Origin of the sequence: Micromonospora sp. H33 (assembly GCF_052068455.1) — a bacterium.
GTDB lineage: Bacteria > Actinomycetota > Actinomycetes > Mycobacteriales > Micromonosporaceae > Micromonospora.
In genome coordinates this window covers 351194-369185 of the sequence record NZ_JBQHDE010000004.1, presented here as the reverse complement: position 1 = coordinate 369185, position 17992 = coordinate 351194, and the positions used below count along the sequence as shown (strand labels likewise).

At 73.6% G+C, this 17992-nt stretch carries 16 protein-coding genes and 2 pseudogenes; 15 read left to right on the top strand and 3 right to left on the bottom strand.

The genetic code is table 11. The features are described 5' to 3' along the window. Positions 1-16 precede the first annotated feature (16 nt). Together ACTMS0_RS13525 and ACTMS0_RS13520 are read right to left on the bottom strand one after the other, a co-directional pair. Complete coding sequence (locus ACTMS0_RS13525; RefSeq protein ID WP_441155488.1) at positions 17-466, bottom strand: ferritin-like domain-containing protein; 450 nt, start codon at positions 464-466, stop codon at positions 17-19. Then, a complete protein-coding gene (locus ACTMS0_RS13520) occupies positions 463-909 on the bottom strand; it encodes a hypothetical protein (RefSeq protein ID WP_441155487.1) in 447 nt (148 codons plus the stop codon). Before ACTMS0_RS13520 ends, ACTMS0_RS13525 begins: the two co-directional genes overlap by 4 nt. A gap of 230 nt (positions 910-1139) precedes the next feature. On the opposite strand from ACTMS0_RS13520, the gene rimP reads away from it, so the two are divergent. From rimP to ACTMS0_RS13470, 10 genes and pseudogenes are all read left to right on the top strand, one after another. Further along, a complete protein-coding gene (gene rimP, locus ACTMS0_RS13515) occupies positions 1140-1829 on the top strand; it encodes a ribosome maturation factor RimP (protein ID WP_441155588.1) in 690 nt (229 codons plus the stop codon). Beyond that, positions 1826-2869, top strand: a complete 1044-nt coding sequence (gene nusA / locus ACTMS0_RS13510) for a transcription termination factor NusA (protein ID WP_441155486.1) — start codon at positions 1826-1828, stop codon at positions 2867-2869. Before rimP ends, nusA begins: the two co-directional genes overlap by 4 nt. Positions 2870-2885: 16 nt before the next feature. After that, positions 2886-3219 (top strand): annotated as a pseudogene (locus ACTMS0_RS13505) (YlxR family protein). 93 nt (positions 3220-3312) lie between these two features. Beyond that, positions 3313-6318, top strand: a complete 3006-nt coding sequence (infB, locus tag ACTMS0_RS13500) for a translation initiation factor IF-2 (RefSeq protein WP_441155485.1) — start codon at positions 3313-3315, stop codon at positions 6316-6318. Positions 6319-6405: 87 nt separating this feature from the next. After that, positions 6406-6699, top strand: coding sequence for a DUF503 domain-containing protein (locus ACTMS0_RS13495; RefSeq protein WP_441155484.1), 294 nt, complete (start codon positions 6406-6408; stop codon positions 6697-6699). A 151-nt stretch (positions 6700-6850) separates the two neighbouring features. Continuing rightward, a complete protein-coding gene (rbfA, locus tag ACTMS0_RS13490) occupies positions 6851-7333 on the top strand; it encodes a 30S ribosome-binding factor RbfA (protein ID WP_441155483.1) in 483 nt (160 codons plus the stop codon). A gap of 77 nt (positions 7334-7410) precedes the next feature. Next, positions 7411-8433: a DHH family phosphoesterase gene (locus tag ACTMS0_RS13485; RefSeq protein WP_441155587.1), complete on the top strand. Its 1023-nt coding sequence runs from the start codon at positions 7411-7413 to the stop codon at positions 8431-8433. Positions 8434-8556: 123 nt separating this feature from the next. After that, complete coding sequence (locus ACTMS0_RS13480; protein WP_441155482.1) at positions 8557-8964, top strand: hypothetical protein; 408 nt, start codon at positions 8557-8559, stop codon at positions 8962-8964. Next, positions 8964-9173, top strand: coding sequence for a DUF6186 family protein (locus tag ACTMS0_RS13475; RefSeq protein ID WP_205800853.1), 210 nt, complete (start codon positions 8964-8966; stop codon positions 9171-9173). Before ACTMS0_RS13480 ends, ACTMS0_RS13475 begins: the two co-directional genes overlap by 1 nt. A gap of 505 nt (positions 9174-9678) precedes the next feature. Next, positions 9679-11007, top strand: a complete 1329-nt coding sequence (locus ACTMS0_RS13470) for an MATE family efflux transporter (RefSeq protein ID WP_441155481.1) — start codon at positions 9679-9681, stop codon at positions 11005-11007. A gap of 37 nt (positions 11008-11044) precedes the next feature. On the opposite strand, the gene ACTMS0_RS13465 is transcribed toward ACTMS0_RS13470, so the two are convergent. Next, positions 11045-11371, bottom strand: coding sequence for a hypothetical protein (locus ACTMS0_RS13465; protein ID WP_441155480.1), 327 nt, complete (start codon positions 11369-11371; stop codon positions 11045-11047). Positions 11372-11466: 95 nt separating this feature from the next. Between ACTMS0_RS13465 and truB the strand changes: the two are divergent. From truB to ACTMS0_RS13440, 5 genes and pseudogenes are all read left to right on the top strand, one after another. Next, positions 11467-12403, top strand: a pseudogene (gene truB, locus ACTMS0_RS13460) (tRNA pseudouridine(55) synthase TruB). Positions 12404-12438: 35 nt separating this feature from the next. Next, a complete protein-coding gene (locus ACTMS0_RS13455; protein ID WP_441155479.1) occupies positions 12439-13368 on the top strand; it encodes a bifunctional riboflavin kinase/FAD synthetase in 930 nt (309 codons plus the stop codon). 272 nt (positions 13369-13640) lie between these two features. Next, positions 13641-13910 (top strand): 30S ribosomal protein S15, encoded by a 270-nt coding sequence (gene rpsO / locus ACTMS0_RS13450; RefSeq protein ID WP_441155478.1) that lies wholly within the window; start codon positions 13641-13643, stop codon positions 13908-13910. Positions 13911-14147: 237 nt separating this feature from the next. Then, a complete protein-coding gene (locus ACTMS0_RS13445) occupies positions 14148-16523 on the top strand; it encodes a polyribonucleotide nucleotidyltransferase (protein ID WP_441155477.1) in 2376 nt (791 codons plus the stop codon). A gap of 48 nt (positions 16524-16571) precedes the next feature. Further along, positions 16572-17966 carry a M16 family metallopeptidase gene (locus ACTMS0_RS13440; protein ID WP_441155476.1) on the top strand — a complete coding sequence of 465 codons (1395 nt, stop codon included), beginning with the start codon at positions 16572-16574 and terminating at the stop codon, positions 17964-17966. Positions 17967-17992 lie beyond the last annotated feature (26 nt).

Here is a 17992-nt window from a genome sequence, read left to right as displayed (position 1 = left end):
AGGGTCCGACCGTTTCTCAGGCGGGCCGTCCCGGAAACGCCACGGTCAGCGGCGTGACCCCGGCGGTCCGCCGCCAGCGGGTGGCCCGCAGGGCGCAGTCGACGAGTGCGGCGAGCGCCCGCTCCCGGTCGGCGCCGGTGGTGGCCGCCACCGCCGCCCGCCAGAAGGCCCCGGTGCGTTCCTCGACCTCGACGGCGAGCCGCAGCGCGCTCGCCGTGTCGGTGACCGCGAACGGCAGCGCGTAGCCGGCCCGGTCGGGCGGGACGGTGCCGCCGGCGGTGCTGAGCTGGAGCACGAGGTCGTCGCGGCGTCGCCGGTGCGCCGCCTCGGCGTCGCGGGCCGCCTTCCGGGCGGCGTCGGTGAGGCGTACGCCGATCGGGCCGTAGGCCCAGATGGCCGCGTACTCGGCGGTGAGCGCGGCGCCGAGCGCGGCGGCCGGCCCGGCGGTCGGGGTCGGCGCGGTCATCGCAGCGCCTCCAGGTGCGTGGCGCGGGCGGCGGTGACGGACGCGAGCAGCGCGGCCCGCTCGGCCGGTGCCTCCGCGCAGGCGCGGGTCGCCGTCTCCCGGGCCGCCTTCTCGCGGTCGCGCAGCGCGGCGAGCGCGGCGTCGGGGTCGACGGCCGGGGCGCCGGGCGTCGCGGGAGCGGTGGCCGACGGCAGGGTCACCCGGGCGACCCGGGCCAGTTCCGCCGCGTGCGCGGCGTGTGCCTCGGCGATCGGCGTCAGCCGGCCGGCCAGGGCGGGGTGCGCGGTCGCGGCCTCCCGGTACGCCGCGGCGAGCGCGAGCGCCTCGTCGACCAGGGGCGCGAGCGGGTCGGGCGCCGGCGGCTCCCCCCGGTCGAATGGATCACAGCCGGTGAGCGGTGCCACGGCACCACCGAGCGCCAGGAGGGCGCCCGCCCGTATCACGTTTCGCCGGGAATACCCGGTTGTCCGATCGCGCTCTGTCGTTCTGCCCGTCGCCACCGGACAAGTCAACACCATCCTGGCCGGCGGCGTGGCCACCGGCGTCGGTGCGCCGGCCGGGCCGGCGGGCGGACGGCGCGTTACGCTCTGCGCAACCACCGGCGCGTCCGCCCCGGTGGCGTACCGTCGTGGCGACCGGATCGGGCGCCGCCGACCAGCAGAAGGGGCGCCAGATGACCCAGCGTGGCCGCGCCACCCGGCCGACCGGACCGACGGGGCGACCGCGGCCCGCGGCCGGCCCGCGGGGCACCGACCGCGCCGCCCGCGGTGGCGACCTCGCCGCCCGGCGCGCCCGGCTGCGCGAGGTCATCGAGCCGGTGGTCACCGACGCCGGGTACGACCTGGAGGACCTGTCGGTGTCCCGGGCCGGCCGGCGGCACGTGGTGCGGGTGATCGTGGACGCCGACGGCGGGATCAACCTGGACGCCGTCGCGGACGTCTCGCGGGCCGTCTCCGCCGCCCTGGACGCCGCCGAGGAGGCGGGCGGGGACATCGTGGCCGGGGAGTACCAGCTGGAGGTCAGCTCGCCCGGCGTGGACCGGCCGCTCACCCTGCCCCGGCACTGGCGGCGCAACACCGGCCGGCTGGTCAAGGTGACCGTGCGCGGCGGCGAGTCCGCCGGCGATCGGCAGGTGACCGGGCGGGTGGTCGAGGCCGACGACGAGCGGGTGGTCCTGGAGACCGACGCCGGCCGCGCGGAATGGACGTACGCCGACCTGGGCCCCGGCCGGGTGCAGGTTGAGTTCACCCGCCTCGACGAGGTCGAAGAAGCGGACGAGTTCGACAGCACCGACGAGGCCGGCGATGCCGGCCAGGACACCGACGACTTCGACGACGACGATGTGGAGGACGAGGAGAGGTGAACATCGACCTCGCGGCGCTGCGCGCACTGGAGCGCGAGCGGGAGATCCCGTTCGACACGATCCTCGCGGCGATCGAGACCGCGCTGCTGACCGCTTACCGGCACACCGAGGGTGCGGAGGCGCACGCGCGGGTGGAGATCGACCGCAAGACCGGCGCGGCCCTGGTGTACGCGCAGGAGGTGGACGCCGAGGGCAACGTGGTGCGGGAGTGGGACGACACCCCGCACGACTTCGGCCGGATCGCGGCCATGACGGCCAAGCAGGTGATCCTCCAGCGGCTGCGGGAGGCCACCGACGAGGCCCACTTCGGCGAGTACGTGGGCCGCGACGGCGACCTGGTCACCGGTGTCGTCCAGGCGCACGAGGCGCGCGCCGAGAAGGGCATCGTCACCGTCGACCTGGGCAAGCTGGAAGGCGTCCTGCCCCAGTCGGAGCAGGTGCCCGGCGAGCGGTACGTGCACGGCGAGCGGGTCCGCTGCGTCGTGGTGCACGTGGCCAAGGGAATGCGTGGCCCGCAGATCACGTTGTCCCGGTCGCACCCGGCTCTGGTGAAGAAGCTCTTCGCCCTGGAGGTGCCGGAGATCGCCGACGGGACGGTGGAGATCAGCGCGATCGCCCGTGAGGCAGGTCACCGTACGAAGATCGCCGTACGCTCCACCGCGCCCGGCGTGAACGCCAAGGGGGCCTGCATCGGGCCGATGGGGCAGCGGGTGCGGGCCGTCATGAGCGAGCTGCACGGTGAGAAGATCGACATCATCGACTGGTCGGACGACCCGGCGACCTTCGTCGGCAACGCGTTGTCGCCGGCGAAGGCGCTCCGGGTGGAGGTGGTCGACCTGGCCACCCGTACCGCCCGGGTGACGGTGCCGGACTTCCAGTTGTCGCTCGCCATCGGCCGTGAGGGGCAGAATGCCCGGCTTGCGGCCCGGTTGACCGGTTGGCGGATCGACATCCGTTCCGATGCCGAGCAGGCCGGGCCGGCCGGGCGCGGGGGTGCCGATCACGTCCCGGAGCCGGGCGGCGCGATCTCCGGGAGCTAGGGGTAGACTTTCCCCGGTGGCACGACGCGCGCAGCCGGAACGCACCTGTGTGGGTTGCCGACGACGTGCGCCGGCCAGTGAACTGCTGCGGATCGTCGCGATCGGTGACGAGGCTGGACACAGCCTCCGGCCCGATCCGGCCCGCAGCCTGCCGGGTCGGGGGGCGAACGTGCACCCGGATCCGGCCTGCTTCGCGCAGGCGGTGCGGCGTCGCGCCTTCGGGCGGGCGCTGCGCATCACCGGGGTCCTCGACCACGGTGAGCTCGCGGCGCACCTCGATGCGCCAATCACGACGTCCGGTCAAACCCGACCGGGCGCGGGTCGCTAGCAAGGTAGGACGACCGACATGAGCACACGATGAAGTCGCAGAAATGACCAGGCTTCAAGTGCACGAGTGAGGTTGCTGCGGGTGCTGCCCGCACGACCTCGGAGTGAGGAGTGCAGTGGCAGGAAAGGCCCGCGTACACGAGCTTGCTAAGGAGCTCGGGGTCGAAAGCAAGACCGTTCTCGCCAAGCTCAAGGAGATGGGCGAGTTCGTGAAGTCCGCGTCCAGCACCGTCGAGGCGCCCGTCGCCCGACGGCTGCGTGGCGCATTCGTCAACAACGGCGGTGCCCCGGCGCCGGCCGCCCCGCAGGCGGCCGCTCCGTCGGCTCCGACGTTGACCCCGACGCCGTCCCCGACCCCGGGTGCCCCCCGGGTCCCGGCCAGGCCGATGCCGCCCCGGCGGGCGGCCGCGCCGACCCCTGGACCGAAGCCCAAGGGCCCGGTCCCCGGCCCGCCGCAGCCGGCGACCCCGGTCGCCAAGCCGGCGAGCGCGCACGACATCGAGGTGGCGGCCGCCGAGGCGCGCGCCGCCGCCCTCAAGGCTGAGCAGGAGGCCGCGGTCAAGGCCGCGCAGGCCGCCCGCCAGCAGCAGCGGGAGAACGTCCGCCGGGAACCCCCGGCCGAGGGCGGTCCCCGTCCGGGTCCGCGTCCGGGCCCGACCGCGGTGCCGCCGCGTCCGGGTACCCCGGCCGCCGGTCGTCCCGGTGGCCCGACCCCGGGCCCGGGTGCCCGGCCGGGTGGTCGTCCGCCGGCGCGCGGCGCCGGTAACAACCCGTTCGGTATCCAGGGTGGCCAGCAGCAGCGGCCCCCGGCCGCCGGTGCCGGCGGTCCCCGGCCGAGCCCGGCCGGCATGCCGCCGCGGCCCAGCCCGGCCTCCATGCCGCCGCGGCCGAGCCCGGCCTCGATGCCGAGCCAGCGTCCCACCACGGGTCGCCCCGGTGGCCCCGGTGGGGGTCGTGGCGGCCCCGGTGGCGGCGCAGGTCGTCCCGGCGGTGGCGGTGGCTTCCGTGGCGGTCCCGGTGGCGGCGGCGGTGGCGGTGGCTTCCGCGGCGGTCCCGGTGGCGGCGGCGGTGGCGGTGGCTACCGTGGCGGTCCCGGTGGTGGTGGCGGCGGCGGTGCCGCCGGCGGTTTCCGTCCGGGCGCTCCGGCCGGTGGCGCCGGTCGTCCGGGTGGTGGCGGTCGTGGCCGTGGCGGCGGCGCCGCGGGTGCCTTCGGGCGTCCGGGTGGCAAGCCGACCCGCGGTCGCAAGTCCAAGAAGCAGCGCAGACAGGAGTTCGACAACCTGTCGGCCCCGACCATGTCCTCGGGTGCTCCCCGGGGTCAGGGTCAGGTCGTCCGGCTGTCCCGTGGCGCCTCGCTGTCGGACTTCGCCGACAAGATCAACGCCAACCCGGGTTCGCTGGTCCAGGAGATGTTCAACCTGGGCGAGATGGTGACGGCGACCCAGTCGTGCTCCGACGACACCCTGCTGCTGCTGGGTGAGCACCTCGGCTTCAACGTGCAGATCGTCAGCCCGGAGGACGAGGACCGCGAGCTGCTCGCGCAGTTCAACATCGACCTCGACGCCGAGGTCGCGGAGGACCGCCTGGTCAGCCGTGCGCCGGTGGTGACCGTCATGGGTCACGTCGACCACGGTAAGACCAAGCTGCTCGACGCGATCCGCAAGGCGAACGTCGTGGCCGGCGAGGCGGGTGGCATCACCCAGCACATCGGTGCCTACCAGGTCCACGTGCCGCACGAGGGCGAGGACCGCGCGGTGACCTTCATCGACACCCCGGGTCACGAGGCGTTCACCGCCATGCGTGCCCGTGGTGCCCAGGTCACCGACATCGTGGTGCTGGTGGTCGCGGCCGACGACGGCGTGATGCCGCAGACGATCGAGGCGCTCAACCACGCCAAGGCGGCGGACGTGCCGATCGTGGTCGCGGTCAACAAGGTCGACAAGCCGGAGGCCAACCCGGACAAGGTCCGCCAGCAGCTGACCGAGTACGGCCTGGTCGCCGAGGAGTACGGCGGCGACACCATGTTCGTCAACGTGGCGGCCAAGCCCGGCATCGGCATCGAGGACCTGCTCGAGGCCGTCCTGCTGACCGCCGACGCGTCGCTGGAGCTGACCGCTCCGATCGACGGGCCGGCGCAGGGTGTGGCGATCGAGGCGCACCTGGACAAGGGTCGCGGCGCGGTCGCGACGGTGCTGGTGCAGAAGGGCACCCTGCGGGCCGGCGACTCGATCGTCGCCGGTGGGGCGCACGGCCGGGTCCGGGCGATGCTCGACGAGAACGGCAACCAGGTCGCCGAGGCCGGTCCGGCCCGTCCGGTCCTGGTGCTCGGTCTGACCGCGGTGCCGGGCGCGGGCGACACCTTCCTCGCCGCGGCCGACGACCGTACGGTGCGGCAGATCGCCGAGCAGCGGCAGGCGCGACGGCGGGCGGCGGCGTTCGCCAACTCCCGCGGCCGGGCCACCCTCGAGACGCTCATGGAGCAGCTCAAGGAGGGCGAGAAGACCTCGCTCAACCTGGTGCTCAAGGGCGACGTCTCCGGTTCGGTGGAGGCTCTCGAGGACGCGCTGTTCAACCTCGACATCCCCGAGGAGGTCCAGCTCAGGATCATCCACCGGGGTGTGGGTGCGATCACCGAGAGCGACGTCATGCTCGCGAGCGCCTCGTCCGAGGCGGTCACGATCATCGGCTTCAACGTGCGGGCCGCCAACAAGGTCCGCGAGATGGCCGACCGCGAGGGCGTGGAGATCCGGTACTACACCGTCATCTACCAGGCCATCGAGGAGATCGAGGCGGCGCTCAAGGGCCTGCTCAAGCCGGAGTACGAGGAGGTCGAGCTGGGCTCCGCGGAGGTCCGCGAGGTCTTCCGCTCGTCCAAGATCGGCAACATCTCCGGGTGCATCGTCCGGTCGGGCCTCATCCGGCGCAACGCCAAGGCGCGTCTGCTGCGCGACGGCACGGTGGTGGCGGACAACCTCACCATCAGCTCGCTCAAGCGGTTCAAGGACGACGCGACCGAGGTGCGCGAGGGCTTCGAGTGCGGTCTGACCCTGGCTGGTTACAACAACATCCAGGTCGGCGACGTGATCGAAACCTTCGAGATGCGGGAGAAGGCGCGCGCCTGACCCGTTGAGACACTGATCAAGGGGTTTACGCCGAAAGGCGTAAACCCCTTGATCATGTGGGGGTGTGTCCGGGTATCGTCCGAGACGATGTTCACCGGAACCGTGGTTTTCGACCTGCTGCTCCCGGGCGACTCCCGGTCGCTCAAGGCCAAGAGGTCCTACGTACGGCCGATCGTGGCGGCGCTGCGCCGCTTCGAGGTGTCGGCCGCCGAGGTGGGAGCGCTCGACCTGCACGGTCGGGCGCAGATCGGGGTGGCCGTGGTCGCCGCCGAGCCGGCCCACGTGCGCGAGGTGCTGGATTCGTGCGAGCGTCTCGTGGCCGACCGACCGGAGGTCGAGCTGCTGTCGGCGCGCCGACGGCTGCACGGCGAGGACGACTGATCCCGGTCCGTCGCCGGGGTGGTCCGCGCCACCGCCGGCGGCGCACGGCCGCGGTGGTGGCGCGGGTAGTGTTCGAGGTGTTGGCCGGCCGGCCCGGGTGACGTTTTGCGTCCCCCGTCGGCCGGGAGCGGGACGCCGTGGAGGTGGCGAGATGTCGGATCCGGCCAAGGTACGCCGGCACGCGGAGCGGGTGCGCGAACTGGTCGCATCGGTGGTACGCAGCCAGATCAAGGACCCCCGGCTCGGCATGATCACCATCACCGACGCGCGGATCACCGCCGATCTGCGTGACGCCACGGTCTTCTACACCGTGCTCGGTGACGCGGCGGCCCAGTCGGGCACCGCGGCGGCGCTGGAGAGCGCCAAGGGCATGCTCCGCAGCACGGTGGGCAAGGCCCTCGGGCTCCGCCACTCGCCGACGTTGACCTTCGTCCTCGACGACGTGCAGGACCAGGTCAAGCACATCGACGACCTGCTCGCGCAGGCCCGCAGCGCGGATGCCGAGGTGCAGCGCCTCGCCGCCAGGGCCGAGTACGCGGGCGAGGCCCAGCCGTACCGGCTGGAGGACGAGGCGGACGAGGACAGCGAGGACGCTGAGGACGCCGACGAGCCCCGGGGCGGGGACCGGCGGTGACCGATCCGTCCGGCGGCGCGCTGACCGAGGCGGTGCCGTCCGGCGCCGTCGAGACGTCCACCGAGTCCGGCCCGGCGGTGGCGGCCGGGCCGGTCGAGGCCGAGTGGGCAGCGGCGGTCGCCGCCGTACGGGCCGTGCCGGCCGACGGGCGCGTGCTGCTGATCTGCCACGTCAACCCGGACGGCGACGCGCTCGGCAGCATGCTCGGCTTCGGCCTCGCCCTGCGGCGGCTGGGAGTGGGGCGGCTCCAGGCCACCTTCCCCGGGCCGCCCGAGGTGCCCGAGACGCTCCGCGGGCTGCCGGGTGAGGAGCTGCTGGTGCCGGCGGCGGAGGCGTACCCGGATCCGGACCTGGTGGTCTGCTTCGACGCGGCGAGCGAGTCCCGGCTGGGTGAGCTCGTCGACCGGCTGGCGACCGCCGGCACCGCCCTGGTGCTCGACCACCACGCGTCGAACACCCGGTTCGGCGCGGTCAACCTGGTCGACCCGTGCGCGGCGGCTACCTCGGTGGTCGTCGACGAGCTGCTGACCCGTCTCGGGGTGCCGCTCGACGCGGGGATCGCGGAGTGCCTGTACGTGGCGCTGACCACCGACACCGGCTCGTTCCGGTTCGAGGCCACCACACCGGCGGTGCACCGGTTCGCGGCCCGGCTGCTCGCCACCGGCATCCGGCCCGGCGACATCTCCCGCCGGATCTTCGACACCCGGCCGTTCGGCGCGGTCCGGCTCTTCGCCGAGGTGCTGGGCCGGGCGCGGCTGGAGCCCGCGGCGGCGGGCGGCCAGGGTCTGGTCTGGACGTACGCGACCCTGGACGACCTGGCGCGGCACGGGCAGCGGCCGTACGTGCTGGAGGCGCTCATCGACTCCGTGCGGTGCACTGCGGAGGCCGACGTGAGCTGCGTCGTCAAGCAGACGGCCCCCGGAGAGTGGGCGGTCTCGCTGCGCAGCAAGGGTGCGGTGGACGTCAGCCGGGTGGCGGTGGTGCTGGGCGGTGGCGGGCACCGCTTCGCGGCCGGCTTCACCGGGCGGGGCAGCGCCGAGCAGGTCGTCGACGCCATCCGCGATCAGCTGGACGCGGCGCTGATCGACGGTCGTCGCTGACCTGCGGCGGCCGCCGGGATCGCCCGGGCCCGGCCGGGGAGGGCGTCGGCCGGGGAAAGATCAGGGTCGGCTCCGGGGAGTGTCCATCTTTCCGCAGTCGGTGACGGTGGGCAGAATTGCGGGATGGAGCAGCCCCACGACCTCACCGTCGAGGCGCCCCGCGCCTGGGACCGTCCCGCGGTCGCCGTGCCGGTGCTCGTCTGCCTGTCGCTCGTCGGTGGCCGTTTTCCGTCCTTCTCGATCGAGGCCAACCTCTGGACGCTCGGCACCGGCGGCGTGCTGATCTGGCTCGGACTGAGCAACCGGGTGCCCCGGCGGCCGGCGCCGCACCGGCTGGGCTCGGGTGCGGTGTGGTGGACGCTGCCGGTCGTGGTGTTCGTGGTGTTCGAGGGCACTACCTTCGTGGCCGCCGCGGGCGACGACTTCCCCACCTTCTCCCGCCTGGCCGACCCGCTGCTGGAGGACCGGCTGGTCCGGTCCGCGACCTGGCTGGCCTGGCTGTCCGCGTTCTGGGGGCTGGTGCGGCGATGATGCGGGCGTTGGCGATCGGCGGTTTCCTGGTCTCGTTGGCGCTCTTCGCCGTCGTCGAGTGGGCGGCCCGGCGCGAGGGGTCCCGGATCCCCACCCTGGGCGAGGTCTGCGCGTACGTGATGCGCTACGAGGTGGGGTCGGTGCCGGTCGGCCGGATCGGTGTCTTCGGCTTCTGGTGGTGGCTCGGCTGGCACTTCCTGGCCCGCTGAGGGGGCGGTCGCCGACCGTCACGGCTGTCCAGATTCCGGGAACACCGGGCAGCATGTGGACCTGAACGATAGCTTGGGAATTGACCGGCGCCGTGCGACGGTGCTGGTCGTGGGCGGTGGGGCCGCACCCGGCGCCGCCTCCCTCCAGGGTCCGACCGACCCGGGCTCGCTGCCCCAGCAGCCGCTCCGGTGACCCCGGATGAGCTGAGGGCGCACAGACCGCCCGTGAGTTCCACCGTCGTGCCGGTGGCTCGCGCCCTGGAAGGGATCACCACTCATGCCGAACAAGCCCAAGCCCGAGACCACGGACGAGGCCCGCGAGCAGATGCGCCGCGCCCTGCAGACCTCGATGGACACTCGCCAGTGACGCTGGCGCGGATCGGTTGATGCTCGGCGGCGTTCCGCGCCGGTCCGCCGAGCATCCACCATCCGGGACGGGCACCCCGTCCGGTAAGTGATGTACGAGGTTGCAGCCCTTACCTCGCACGTGTCAGGATCGGCGGCGATGAGCCAGCCGGTCGCCACCGCCCCCGAGACCGCGTCGCCACGACGGATCGCGGCGCTCGCCCTGCCCGCACTCGTGGTGCTGGCCGCCGAGCCCCTCTACGTCCTGGTCGACACCGCCGTCGTGGGGCACCTGGGTCGGGTCCCGCTCGCCGCGCTGGCTGTCGGCGGCACCGTGCTCACCCTCATCGCCTGGCTCGGCACGGTCGTCGCGTACGGCACCACCGGCCGGTCCGCCCGCCGGTTCGGTGCCGGTGACCGGGGCGCCGCCGTCGCCGAGGGAGTCCAGGCGTCCTGGCTCGCCCTCGGGGTGGGCGTGGCGGTCGCGGTCGGCATGCAGATCGGCGGCGGGGCGCTCGCGCGTACCCTCGCCGGGGCCGACGGCGACGTGGCCGACTCCGCCGCGCAGTGGCTGCGCGTCGCGGCGCTCGGCGCTCCGGGCCTGCTGCTCGCCGCCGCCGGCAACGGCTGGCTGCGCGGGATCCAGGACACCCGCCGCCCGCTGTGGTTCGTTCTCGGCCCGAACCTGCTCTCCGCGCTGCTCTGCCCGCTGCTGGTCTACCCGGCCGGGCTCGGCCTGGTCGGCTCGGCGGTGGCGAACGCCGTCGCCCAGACGATCTCCGGTGCGCTCTTCATCGGGGCGCTGGTCGCCGAGCGGTTGCCCCTGCGCCCGCGGCCCAAGATGATCGCCCAGCAGCTCGTGCTCAGCCGGGACCTGCTGATCCGCGGTCTCGCCTTCCAGGCGAGCTTCCTGTCCGCCACCGCCGTGGCCGCCCGCTTCGGCGCGGCTGCCGTCGGGGCCCACCAGATCGCCCTGCAACTCTGGTTCTTCACCGCGCTGGTGCTCGACGCGCTCGCCATCGCCGCTCAGGCGCTGGTCGGCGCGGCCCTGGGCGCCGGCGACGCCGCCGAGGCACGCGGCCTGGCCCGCCGGATCGCCCTGCTCGGCGGCGTCTGCGGCGTGGCGTTCGCCGTGCTCATCGCCGCCGGTGCCGGCGTGGTTCCCGGGTGGTTCAGCTCCGATCCCCAGGTACGCGACCAGGCGATGCTGGCGTGGCCCTGGTTCGTGGCGATGCAGCCGCTGGCCGGTGTCGTCTTCGCCCTGGACGGGGTGCTGATCGGCGCCGGGGACGTCCGCTACCTGCGCAACCTCACCATCGTGGCGGCTCTCGGCGGCTTCCTGCCCGCGATCTGGCTGGCGTACGGGCTCGACCTGGGCCTCGGCGGGATCTGGGCCGGGCTCACCCTCTTCGTGGTGCTCCGGCTCGTCGCCCTGCTGCTCCGGCTGCGCTCCGGCGGCTGGGCGGTGGTCGGCGCGGTGCGGGGCTGACCGGACGGCCCCGGCCGCGGCCGGGGCCGACCGTGCGTCAGGCCATCCCGAAGAGGGTGTTGGCGGCCAGCACCAAGGCCAGGGCCACCGCGAAGGAGAGGAAGAAGGCGCTCACCTTCACCACGTTGGGGTAGCGCTGGTGGAGCCGCTGCCGACCCTGCCAGGCCCACCAACGCCGCCGGAGCCGGGCCGCGCCCGGCAACGCGTTGACGGCCCCGGCCAACCGGTCGCCGACGGTGCGGCGCGGAGGCGGCGGGTTGAGCATCCATTCCGGCAGGGTGGAGGGCTGCTGCGGCGTGCGGAGCGAACGCCGGTCGTTGTCGGCGGCGGCCGGGCCGGTACGGCTGTCGTTCGGAGTGGCCATCGGTTCTCCCCGTTGTCCGGACGCCCGGACGAGCCGGCGGGCGTCACTGCGGACATCGTGGCAGGAAGTCGTCACGAACGCAGTCCGGTTTTCGGGTGGCCGTCCCGTTGCCGGTGCGGCCCGCCCCATCTGGCAGGCTTGGCGGTCGTGAGCGCAGACGGACTGATCGTGGTCGACAAGCCCGGCGGCATGACGTCGCACGACGTGGTGGCGCGCGTGCGGCGGCTGGCCCGCACGCGGCGGGTCGGGCACGGCGGCACGCTCGACCCGATGGCCACCGGTGTGCTGGTGATCGGCGTCGGTCGGGCCACCCGGCTGCTGACGTACGTGATCGGGGCCGGCAAGAGCTACCTCGCCACGATCCGGCTCGGGCAGGCGACCGTCACCGACGACGCCGAGGGCGACGTGATCGCCACCACGCCGGCCGGGCAGGTGACCGACGACGCGATCCGGGCCGCCCTCGCCGCGCTCACCGGCGAGGTCGACCAGGTGCCCAGCGCGGTCAGCGCCATCAAGATCGACGGGCAGCGGGCGTACAAGCGGGTACGGGAGGGGGAGAGCGTCGAGCTCCCGGCCCGCCGGGTCACCATCTCCCGGCTGGACGTCCTCGCCGTCCGGCGGGACCAGCCCGACGTGGTGGACGTGGACGTCGACGTCACCTGCTCGTCCGGCACGTACATCCGGGCGATCGCCCGCGACGCGGGGCTGGCGCTAGGGGTGGGCGGCCACCTGACCGCCCTGCGGCGGACCGCCGTCGGCGGTTTCACCCTGGCCGAGGCGGCCACGCTCGACGAGCTTGAGCAGCGTGCGCCCGACGTGGTGAACCTGCCGCTCGCCGCCGCGGCCGACCGCTTCTTCCCGCGTCGGGACGCCACCGCCGACGAGGAGCGGGTGCTCTCCCACGGCGGCCCGCTGGACCCGGTCGGGATCGACGGCCCGTACGCGGTCTTCGGCCCGGCCGGGAGGTTGATCGCTATCGTCAGCGAGCGGGACGGTCGGGCCCGCGCGGAGGTCGTGCTGGCCCCGGCCTGACGGCGGGGTTCGGCCAGCGGCAGGGGAGGAGCAGCATGCAGCGGTGGCGGGGGTACGACGCGGCGCCCGGAGGCTGGGGGCGCTCGGTCGTCACCATCGGCGTCTTCGACGGCGTGCACAAGGGGCACCAGGCGACCATCGGCCACGCGGTGGCGCGGGCGCGGGAGCTGGGCGTCAAGTCGGTGGTCGTCACCTTCGACCCGCACCCGGCGGAGGTGGTGCGGCCGGGCTCGCACCCGGCGGTGCTCACCGAGCCGGCCCGCAAGGCCGAGCTGATCGAGGCGCTCGGCGTGGACGTCCTCTGCGTGGTGCCGTTCACACCGGAGTTCTCCCGGCTGCCGGCCGAGGCGTTCGTGCACGACGTCCTGGTGGAGTACCTGCACGCCACCCGGGTCGTGGTGGGCGCCAACTTCCGGTTCGGGCACAAGGCCGCCGGTGACGTGGCGCTGCTGGAACGGCTCGGGCGGACGTTCGGCTTCGCCGTCGAGGGCGCGCCGCTGGTGTCCGAGGCGGGGACCGTCTTCTCCTCGACGTACATCCGCTCGTGCGTCGACGCCGGGGACGTGGTCGCCGCGGCCGCCGCGCTGGGCCGCCCGCACCGGATCGAGGGGGTCGTGGTGCGCGGCGACCAGCGTGGCCGGGAGTTGGGCTTCCCCACTGCCAACCTGCTCTGCCACCGGTACGCCGCGGTCCCCGCCGACGGCGTCTACGCCGCCCGGCTGGTGCGGCGGGGCCAGCGGGAGCCGCTGATGGCCGCCGTCTCGGTCGGCACCAACCCGACCTTCTCGGGACGGGAGCGGCGGGTCGAGGCGTACGTGCTCGACTTCGACGGCGACCTGTACGGCGAGCGGCTGGCCCTGGACTTCGTGGCGCACCTGCGGGGGCAGGTCCGGTACGACTCGATCGAGCCGCTGGTGGCCCAGATCGCCGAGGACGTCGAACGGACCCGCCGAGCGCTCGGCTGACCTCGTCCGGAGGCTCGCCGGGGGCGGGACGCGGGGCGGTTCCGCGGGGGGTGCGCCCCGGCCTCCGGCGGCGATCGTGCGCCGCTGGCGCCGTCCGGCGGCCCTTGACCGGCCCCTGCGGCCGGTTGCTGGTAGTCTGACGGGGACGTCGGCTGACTGACGTGGGGCCTCGCGTGCCTGCACGACGCCGCGGGTGCGAGGACCGTCCGTTTCCGTTCGGCGAGACCCGACACGACGGACATCGCCCAACAACCCATCGAAACAGGGAGAACATGGCGCTCGACCAGGAAGCAAAGGCCCAGATCCGCGCGGAGTACGCGACCATCGAGGGCGACACCGGTTCGCCGGAGGTCCAGGTCGCGGTCCTCACCAAGCGGATCGCGGACCTGACCGAGCACCTGAAGGTGCACAAGCACGACCACCACAGCCGCCGCGGGCTGCTGCTGCTGGTCGGCCGTCGCCGTCGGCTGCTCAACTACGTCCAGAAGAAGGACATCAACCGCTACCGGTCGCTCATCGAGCGGCTCGGTCTGCGCCGGTGACGTGACGGGGGAGTGGCCGACGAGGCCGCTCCCCCGCTCCGGTTCACCACCACGAACACCGAACAACCAGGGCCGCGCGACCACCCGACACACCGGGAGCCGGTCAGCGTACCGGTCTCCGGTAGTGGCCCCCGGGCATCCGGCACGACGCCGACCGCCCGGGCGCTTCGATCGAAGACCGGCCGTCTGAGCAGCTCTGCGTCGCGGGTCCGTTCACGCGAAGGAGCACAACCGCAGATGACCGAGAGCAGTAACCTCGGCACCGAGTCCCGCACCGCCGTGATCGACAACGGGTCCTTCGGCACCCGTGAGATCACCTTCTCCACCGGCCGGCTGGCCCGTCAGGCCGCCGGCTCCGTCATCGCCCAGCTCGGCGAGACGGTCGTCCTCTCCGCCACCACCGCCGGCAAGCAGCCGAAGGAGCAGTTCGACTTCTTCCCGCTGACCGTCGACGTCGAGGAGCGGATGTACGCCGCCGGCCGGATCCCCGGCTCGTTCTTCCGTCGTGAGGGGCGTCCCAGCGAGGACGCCATCCTCACCTGCCGCCTGATCGACCGGCCGCTGCGCCCGTCGTTCGTCAAGGGCCTGCGCAACGAGGTCCAGGTCGTCGAGACCATCCTCGCGCTCGACCCGCAGCACCCGTACGACGTGGTGGCGATCAACGCCGCCTCGATGTCGACCAAGCTCTCCGGCCTGCCGTTCTCCGGCCCGATCGGGGCCACCCGGATGGCGCACGTCGACGGCCAGTGGGTCGCCTTCCCGACCTACGAGGAGCTGGCCCGGGCCACCTTCGACATGGTGGTCGCCGGCCGTGCCCTGCCGGACGGCGACGTCGCGATCATGATGGTCGAGGCCGAGGCCACCGAGCACACCGTGAAGCTGGTCGCCGACGGTGCCCCGGCCCCGACCGAGGAGGTCGTGGCGAGCGGTCTGGAGGCCGCCAAGCCGGCCATCCGCGAGCTGTGCCGGGCGCAGAGCGAGCTGGCCGACGTGGCCGCCAAGCCGGTCCTCGAGTACCCGGTGTTCCTGGACTACCAGGACGACGTGTACGAGGCGGTGGCGGAGTTCGCCCGGGCCGACGTCGCCGAGGCCCTCCAGATCGCCGGCAAGGCGGTGCGTGAGGAGGCCCTGGACGCGATCAAGGCGCGGATGCTGGACGAGGTCGGCCCGCGCTTCGAGGGCCGGGAGAAGGAGCTGACCGCCGCCCTGCGGTCGCTGACCAAGTCCGAGGTCCGCAGCCGGGTGCTGCGCGAGCAGGTCCGCATCGACGGCCGCGGCCCGCGGGACATCCGCCCGCTGACCGCCGAGGTCGGCGTGCTGCCCCGGGTGCACGGCTCGGCGCTGTTCGAGCGCGGCGAGACCCAGATCCTGGGTGTCACCACGCTGAACATGCTGCGCATGGAGCAGACGCTGGACACGCTCTCCCCGGACAAGTCCAAGCGCTACATGCACAACTACAACTTCCCGCCGTACTCGACCGGTGAGACCGGGCGGGTCGGCTCGCCGAAGCGGCGCGAGATCGGCCACGGCGCGCTCGCCGAGCGGGCGCTGATTCCGGTGCTGCCGGCGCGCGAGGAGTTCCCGTACGCCATCCGGCAGGTCTCCGAGGCGCTCGGCTCCAACGGCTCCACCTCGATGGGCTCGGTCTGCGCCTCGACGCTCGGCCTGCTCAGCGCCGGTGTGCCGCTCAAGGCGCCGGTCGCCGGCATCGCCATGGGCCTCATCTCCGACGAGGTCGACGGCAAGACCCAGTACGTGACGCTGACCGACATCCTCGGCGCCGAAGACGCGTTCGGCGACATGGACTTCAAGGTCGCCGGCACCCGGGACTTCGTGACCGCGCTCCAGCTCGACACCAAGCTCGACGGCATCCCGTCGGACGTGCTGGCCGCCGCGCTGCAGCAGGCGCACGAGGCGCGGCAGACGATCCTCGACGTGATGCAGCGGGCGATCGAGGCCCCGGCCCCGATGTCGGACTACGCGCCGCGGGTCACCACGGTCAAGATCCCGGTCGACAAGATCGGCATGGTGATCGGCCCCAAGGGCCAGACGATCAACGCCATCCAGGACGAGACCGGCGCCGAGATCTCCATCGAGGACGACGGCACCATCTACGTCGGCGCCACCAACGGCCCGTCGGCGCAGGCCGCGGTGGAGCGGATCAACGCCATCGCCAACCCGACGCTGCCGAAGCTCGGCGACCGGTTCCTCGGCACGGTGGTGAAGACGGCCGCGTTCGGCGCGTTCATCTCGCTGCTCCCGGGCCGCGACGGTCTGCTGCACATCTCGAAGGTGGGCGACGGCAAGCGGGTCGAGAAGGTCGAGGACTTCCTCAACGTGGGCGACAAGGTCGAGGTGGAGATCGCCGACATCGACCAGCGCGGCAAGATCTACCTGGACAAGGTGCGCCCGGAGGGCGCCGAGGCCCCGGCCGAGGCCGAGGCGGGCGCCGAGCGGCCGGCCGGCCGTGACCGTGGCGACCGGGGTCCGCGCGACCGGGGTGACCGCGAGCGTGGCGGTGAGCGCGGCAGCCGTGGCCCGGAGCGCGGTGACCGTGGCGAGGGCGGCGAGGGTGGCGGCGAGCGTCCGCGCCGTCGCACCCGGCACACCTGACCGGTAACCACCGCACCACCCACCCCCTCGTCGAACCGGGAGCACCACGTGAGTCGGGCCGCCAGCGCGCCGTTTCCGCCGGATCGACGGGGGGTGGCGGCGTTCCGGGGCACGACCGGGGGCCGCGCCGGCGGCGCCCGCGCGGTGACCCGGACGCTCAGCGACGACCCGCTGGGCGGGACCGTCCGTCGGACGGTTCTGCCCAGCGGCCTGCGCGTGCTCACCGAGGCGATCCCCGCGATGCGCAGCGTCTCCTTCGGTATCTGGGTGTCCGTCGGGTCGCGGGACGAGACCGGCCCCCAGGCCGGTGCCGCCCACTTCCTGGAGCACCTGCTGTTCAAGGGCACCCACAAGCGGGGCGCGCTGGAGATCTCCTCGGCGATCGAGGCGGTGGGCGGCGAGACCAACGCCTTCACCACGAAGGAGTACACCTGCTACTACGCGCGGGTGCTCGACGAGGACCTGCCCCTCGCCATCGACGTGATGTGCGACCTCGTCGCCGACTCGGTGCTCACCCCGGCCGACGTGGAGACCGAGCGGGGCGTGATCCTCGAGGAGATCGCCATGCACGACGACGAGCCCGGCGACGAGGTCCACGACCTCTTCGCCCGGGCCGTCTACGGCGACCACCCGCTGGGCCGGCTGATCTCCGGCACCGAGGAGACGGTCACCCCGATGACCCGCCGGCAGATCCAGAACTTCTACCGGCGTCACTACACCGCCCCGCGGATCGTGATCGCCGCCGCCGGCAACCTCGACCACGCCGCGGTGGTCAAACTCGTCCGCCAGGCGCTGCGCGGCACCCCGCTGGACACCGACCCGGCGGCGCCGGCGCCGTACCGGGCCGCCACCCCGGCGGTACGCACGAAGCCCGTCACGACCCTCGTCGAGCCGAAGGAGACCGAGCAGGCGCACGTCGTGCTGGGCGGCCCCGGCATCGACCGGCTGGACGACCGGCGCTTCGCCCTCGGCGTCCTCAACAACGTTCTCGGCGGCGGCATGTCCAGCCGGCTGTTCCAGGAGATCCGCGAGCAGCGCGGCCTCGCGTACTCGGTCTACTCCTACGCCAGCCAGTACGCCGACAGCGGCCTTTTCGCCGTCTACGCCGGCTGCGCTCCCGGCAAGGTGGACGAGGTGCTGGACCTGACCCGCACCGAGCTGGCGCGGGTGGCCGCCGACGGGTTGACCGAGGCCGAGGTGGCCCGAGGCAAGGGCATGAGCAAGGGCTCGTTCGTGCTGGGTCTCGAGGACACCGGTTCCCGGATGACGCGGCTGGCCAAGGGCGAGCTGCTCTACGGCGACCTGATGCCCGTCGACGAGCTGCTCGCCCGGGTCGACGCGGTCACCCTCGACGACGTCAACGGCCTCGCCGCCGAGCTGCTCGCGCGGCCGATGTCCCTGGCCGTGGTCGGCCCGTTCGGCCGGTCCGACTTCGCCGCGTGAGCGACCACCCCACCCCGGCGGTGCCC

Bases quoted from the DNA above. Each gene is read 5' to 3' on its own strand.
- ACTMS0_RS13480 (WP_441155482.1), top strand. From the start codon at position 8,557: ATGGAGCAGCCCCACGACCTCACCGTCGAGGCGCCCCGCGCCTGGGAC.
- rpsO (WP_441155478.1), top strand. From the start codon at position 13,641: ATGGCGCTCGACCAGGAAGCAAAGGCCCAGATCCGCGCGGAGTACGCG.
- ACTMS0_RS13465 (WP_441155480.1), bottom strand. From the start codon at position 11,371: ATGGCCACTCCGAACGACAGCCGTACCGGCCCGGCCGCCGCCGACAAC.
- rimP (WP_441155588.1), top strand. From the start codon at position 1,140: ATGACCCAGCGTGGCCGCGCCACCCGGCCGACCGGACCGACGGGGCGA.
- ACTMS0_RS13455 (WP_441155479.1), top strand. From the start codon at position 12,439: ATGCAGCGGTGGCGGGGGTACGACGCGGCGCCCGGAGGCTGGGGGCGC.
- rbfA (WP_441155483.1), top strand. From the start codon at position 6,851: ATGTCGGATCCGGCCAAGGTACGCCGGCACGCGGAGCGGGTGCGCGAA.
- ACTMS0_RS13525 (WP_441155488.1), bottom strand. From the start codon at position 466: ATGACCGCGCCGACCCCGACCGCCGGGCCGGCCGCCGCGCTCGGCGCC.
- ACTMS0_RS13495 (WP_441155484.1), top strand. From the start codon at position 6,406: ATGTTCACCGGAACCGTGGTTTTCGACCTGCTGCTCCCGGGCGACTCC.
- ACTMS0_RS13475 (WP_205800853.1), top strand. From the start codon at position 8,964: ATGCGGGCGTTGGCGATCGGCGGTTTCCTGGTCTCGTTGGCGCTCTTC.
- ACTMS0_RS13470 (WP_441155481.1), top strand. From the start codon at position 9,679: ATGAGCCAGCCGGTCGCCACCGCCCCCGAGACCGCGTCGCCACGACGG.
- ACTMS0_RS13445 (WP_441155477.1), top strand. From the start codon at position 14,148: ATGACCGAGAGCAGTAACCTCGGCACCGAGTCCCGCACCGCCGTGATC.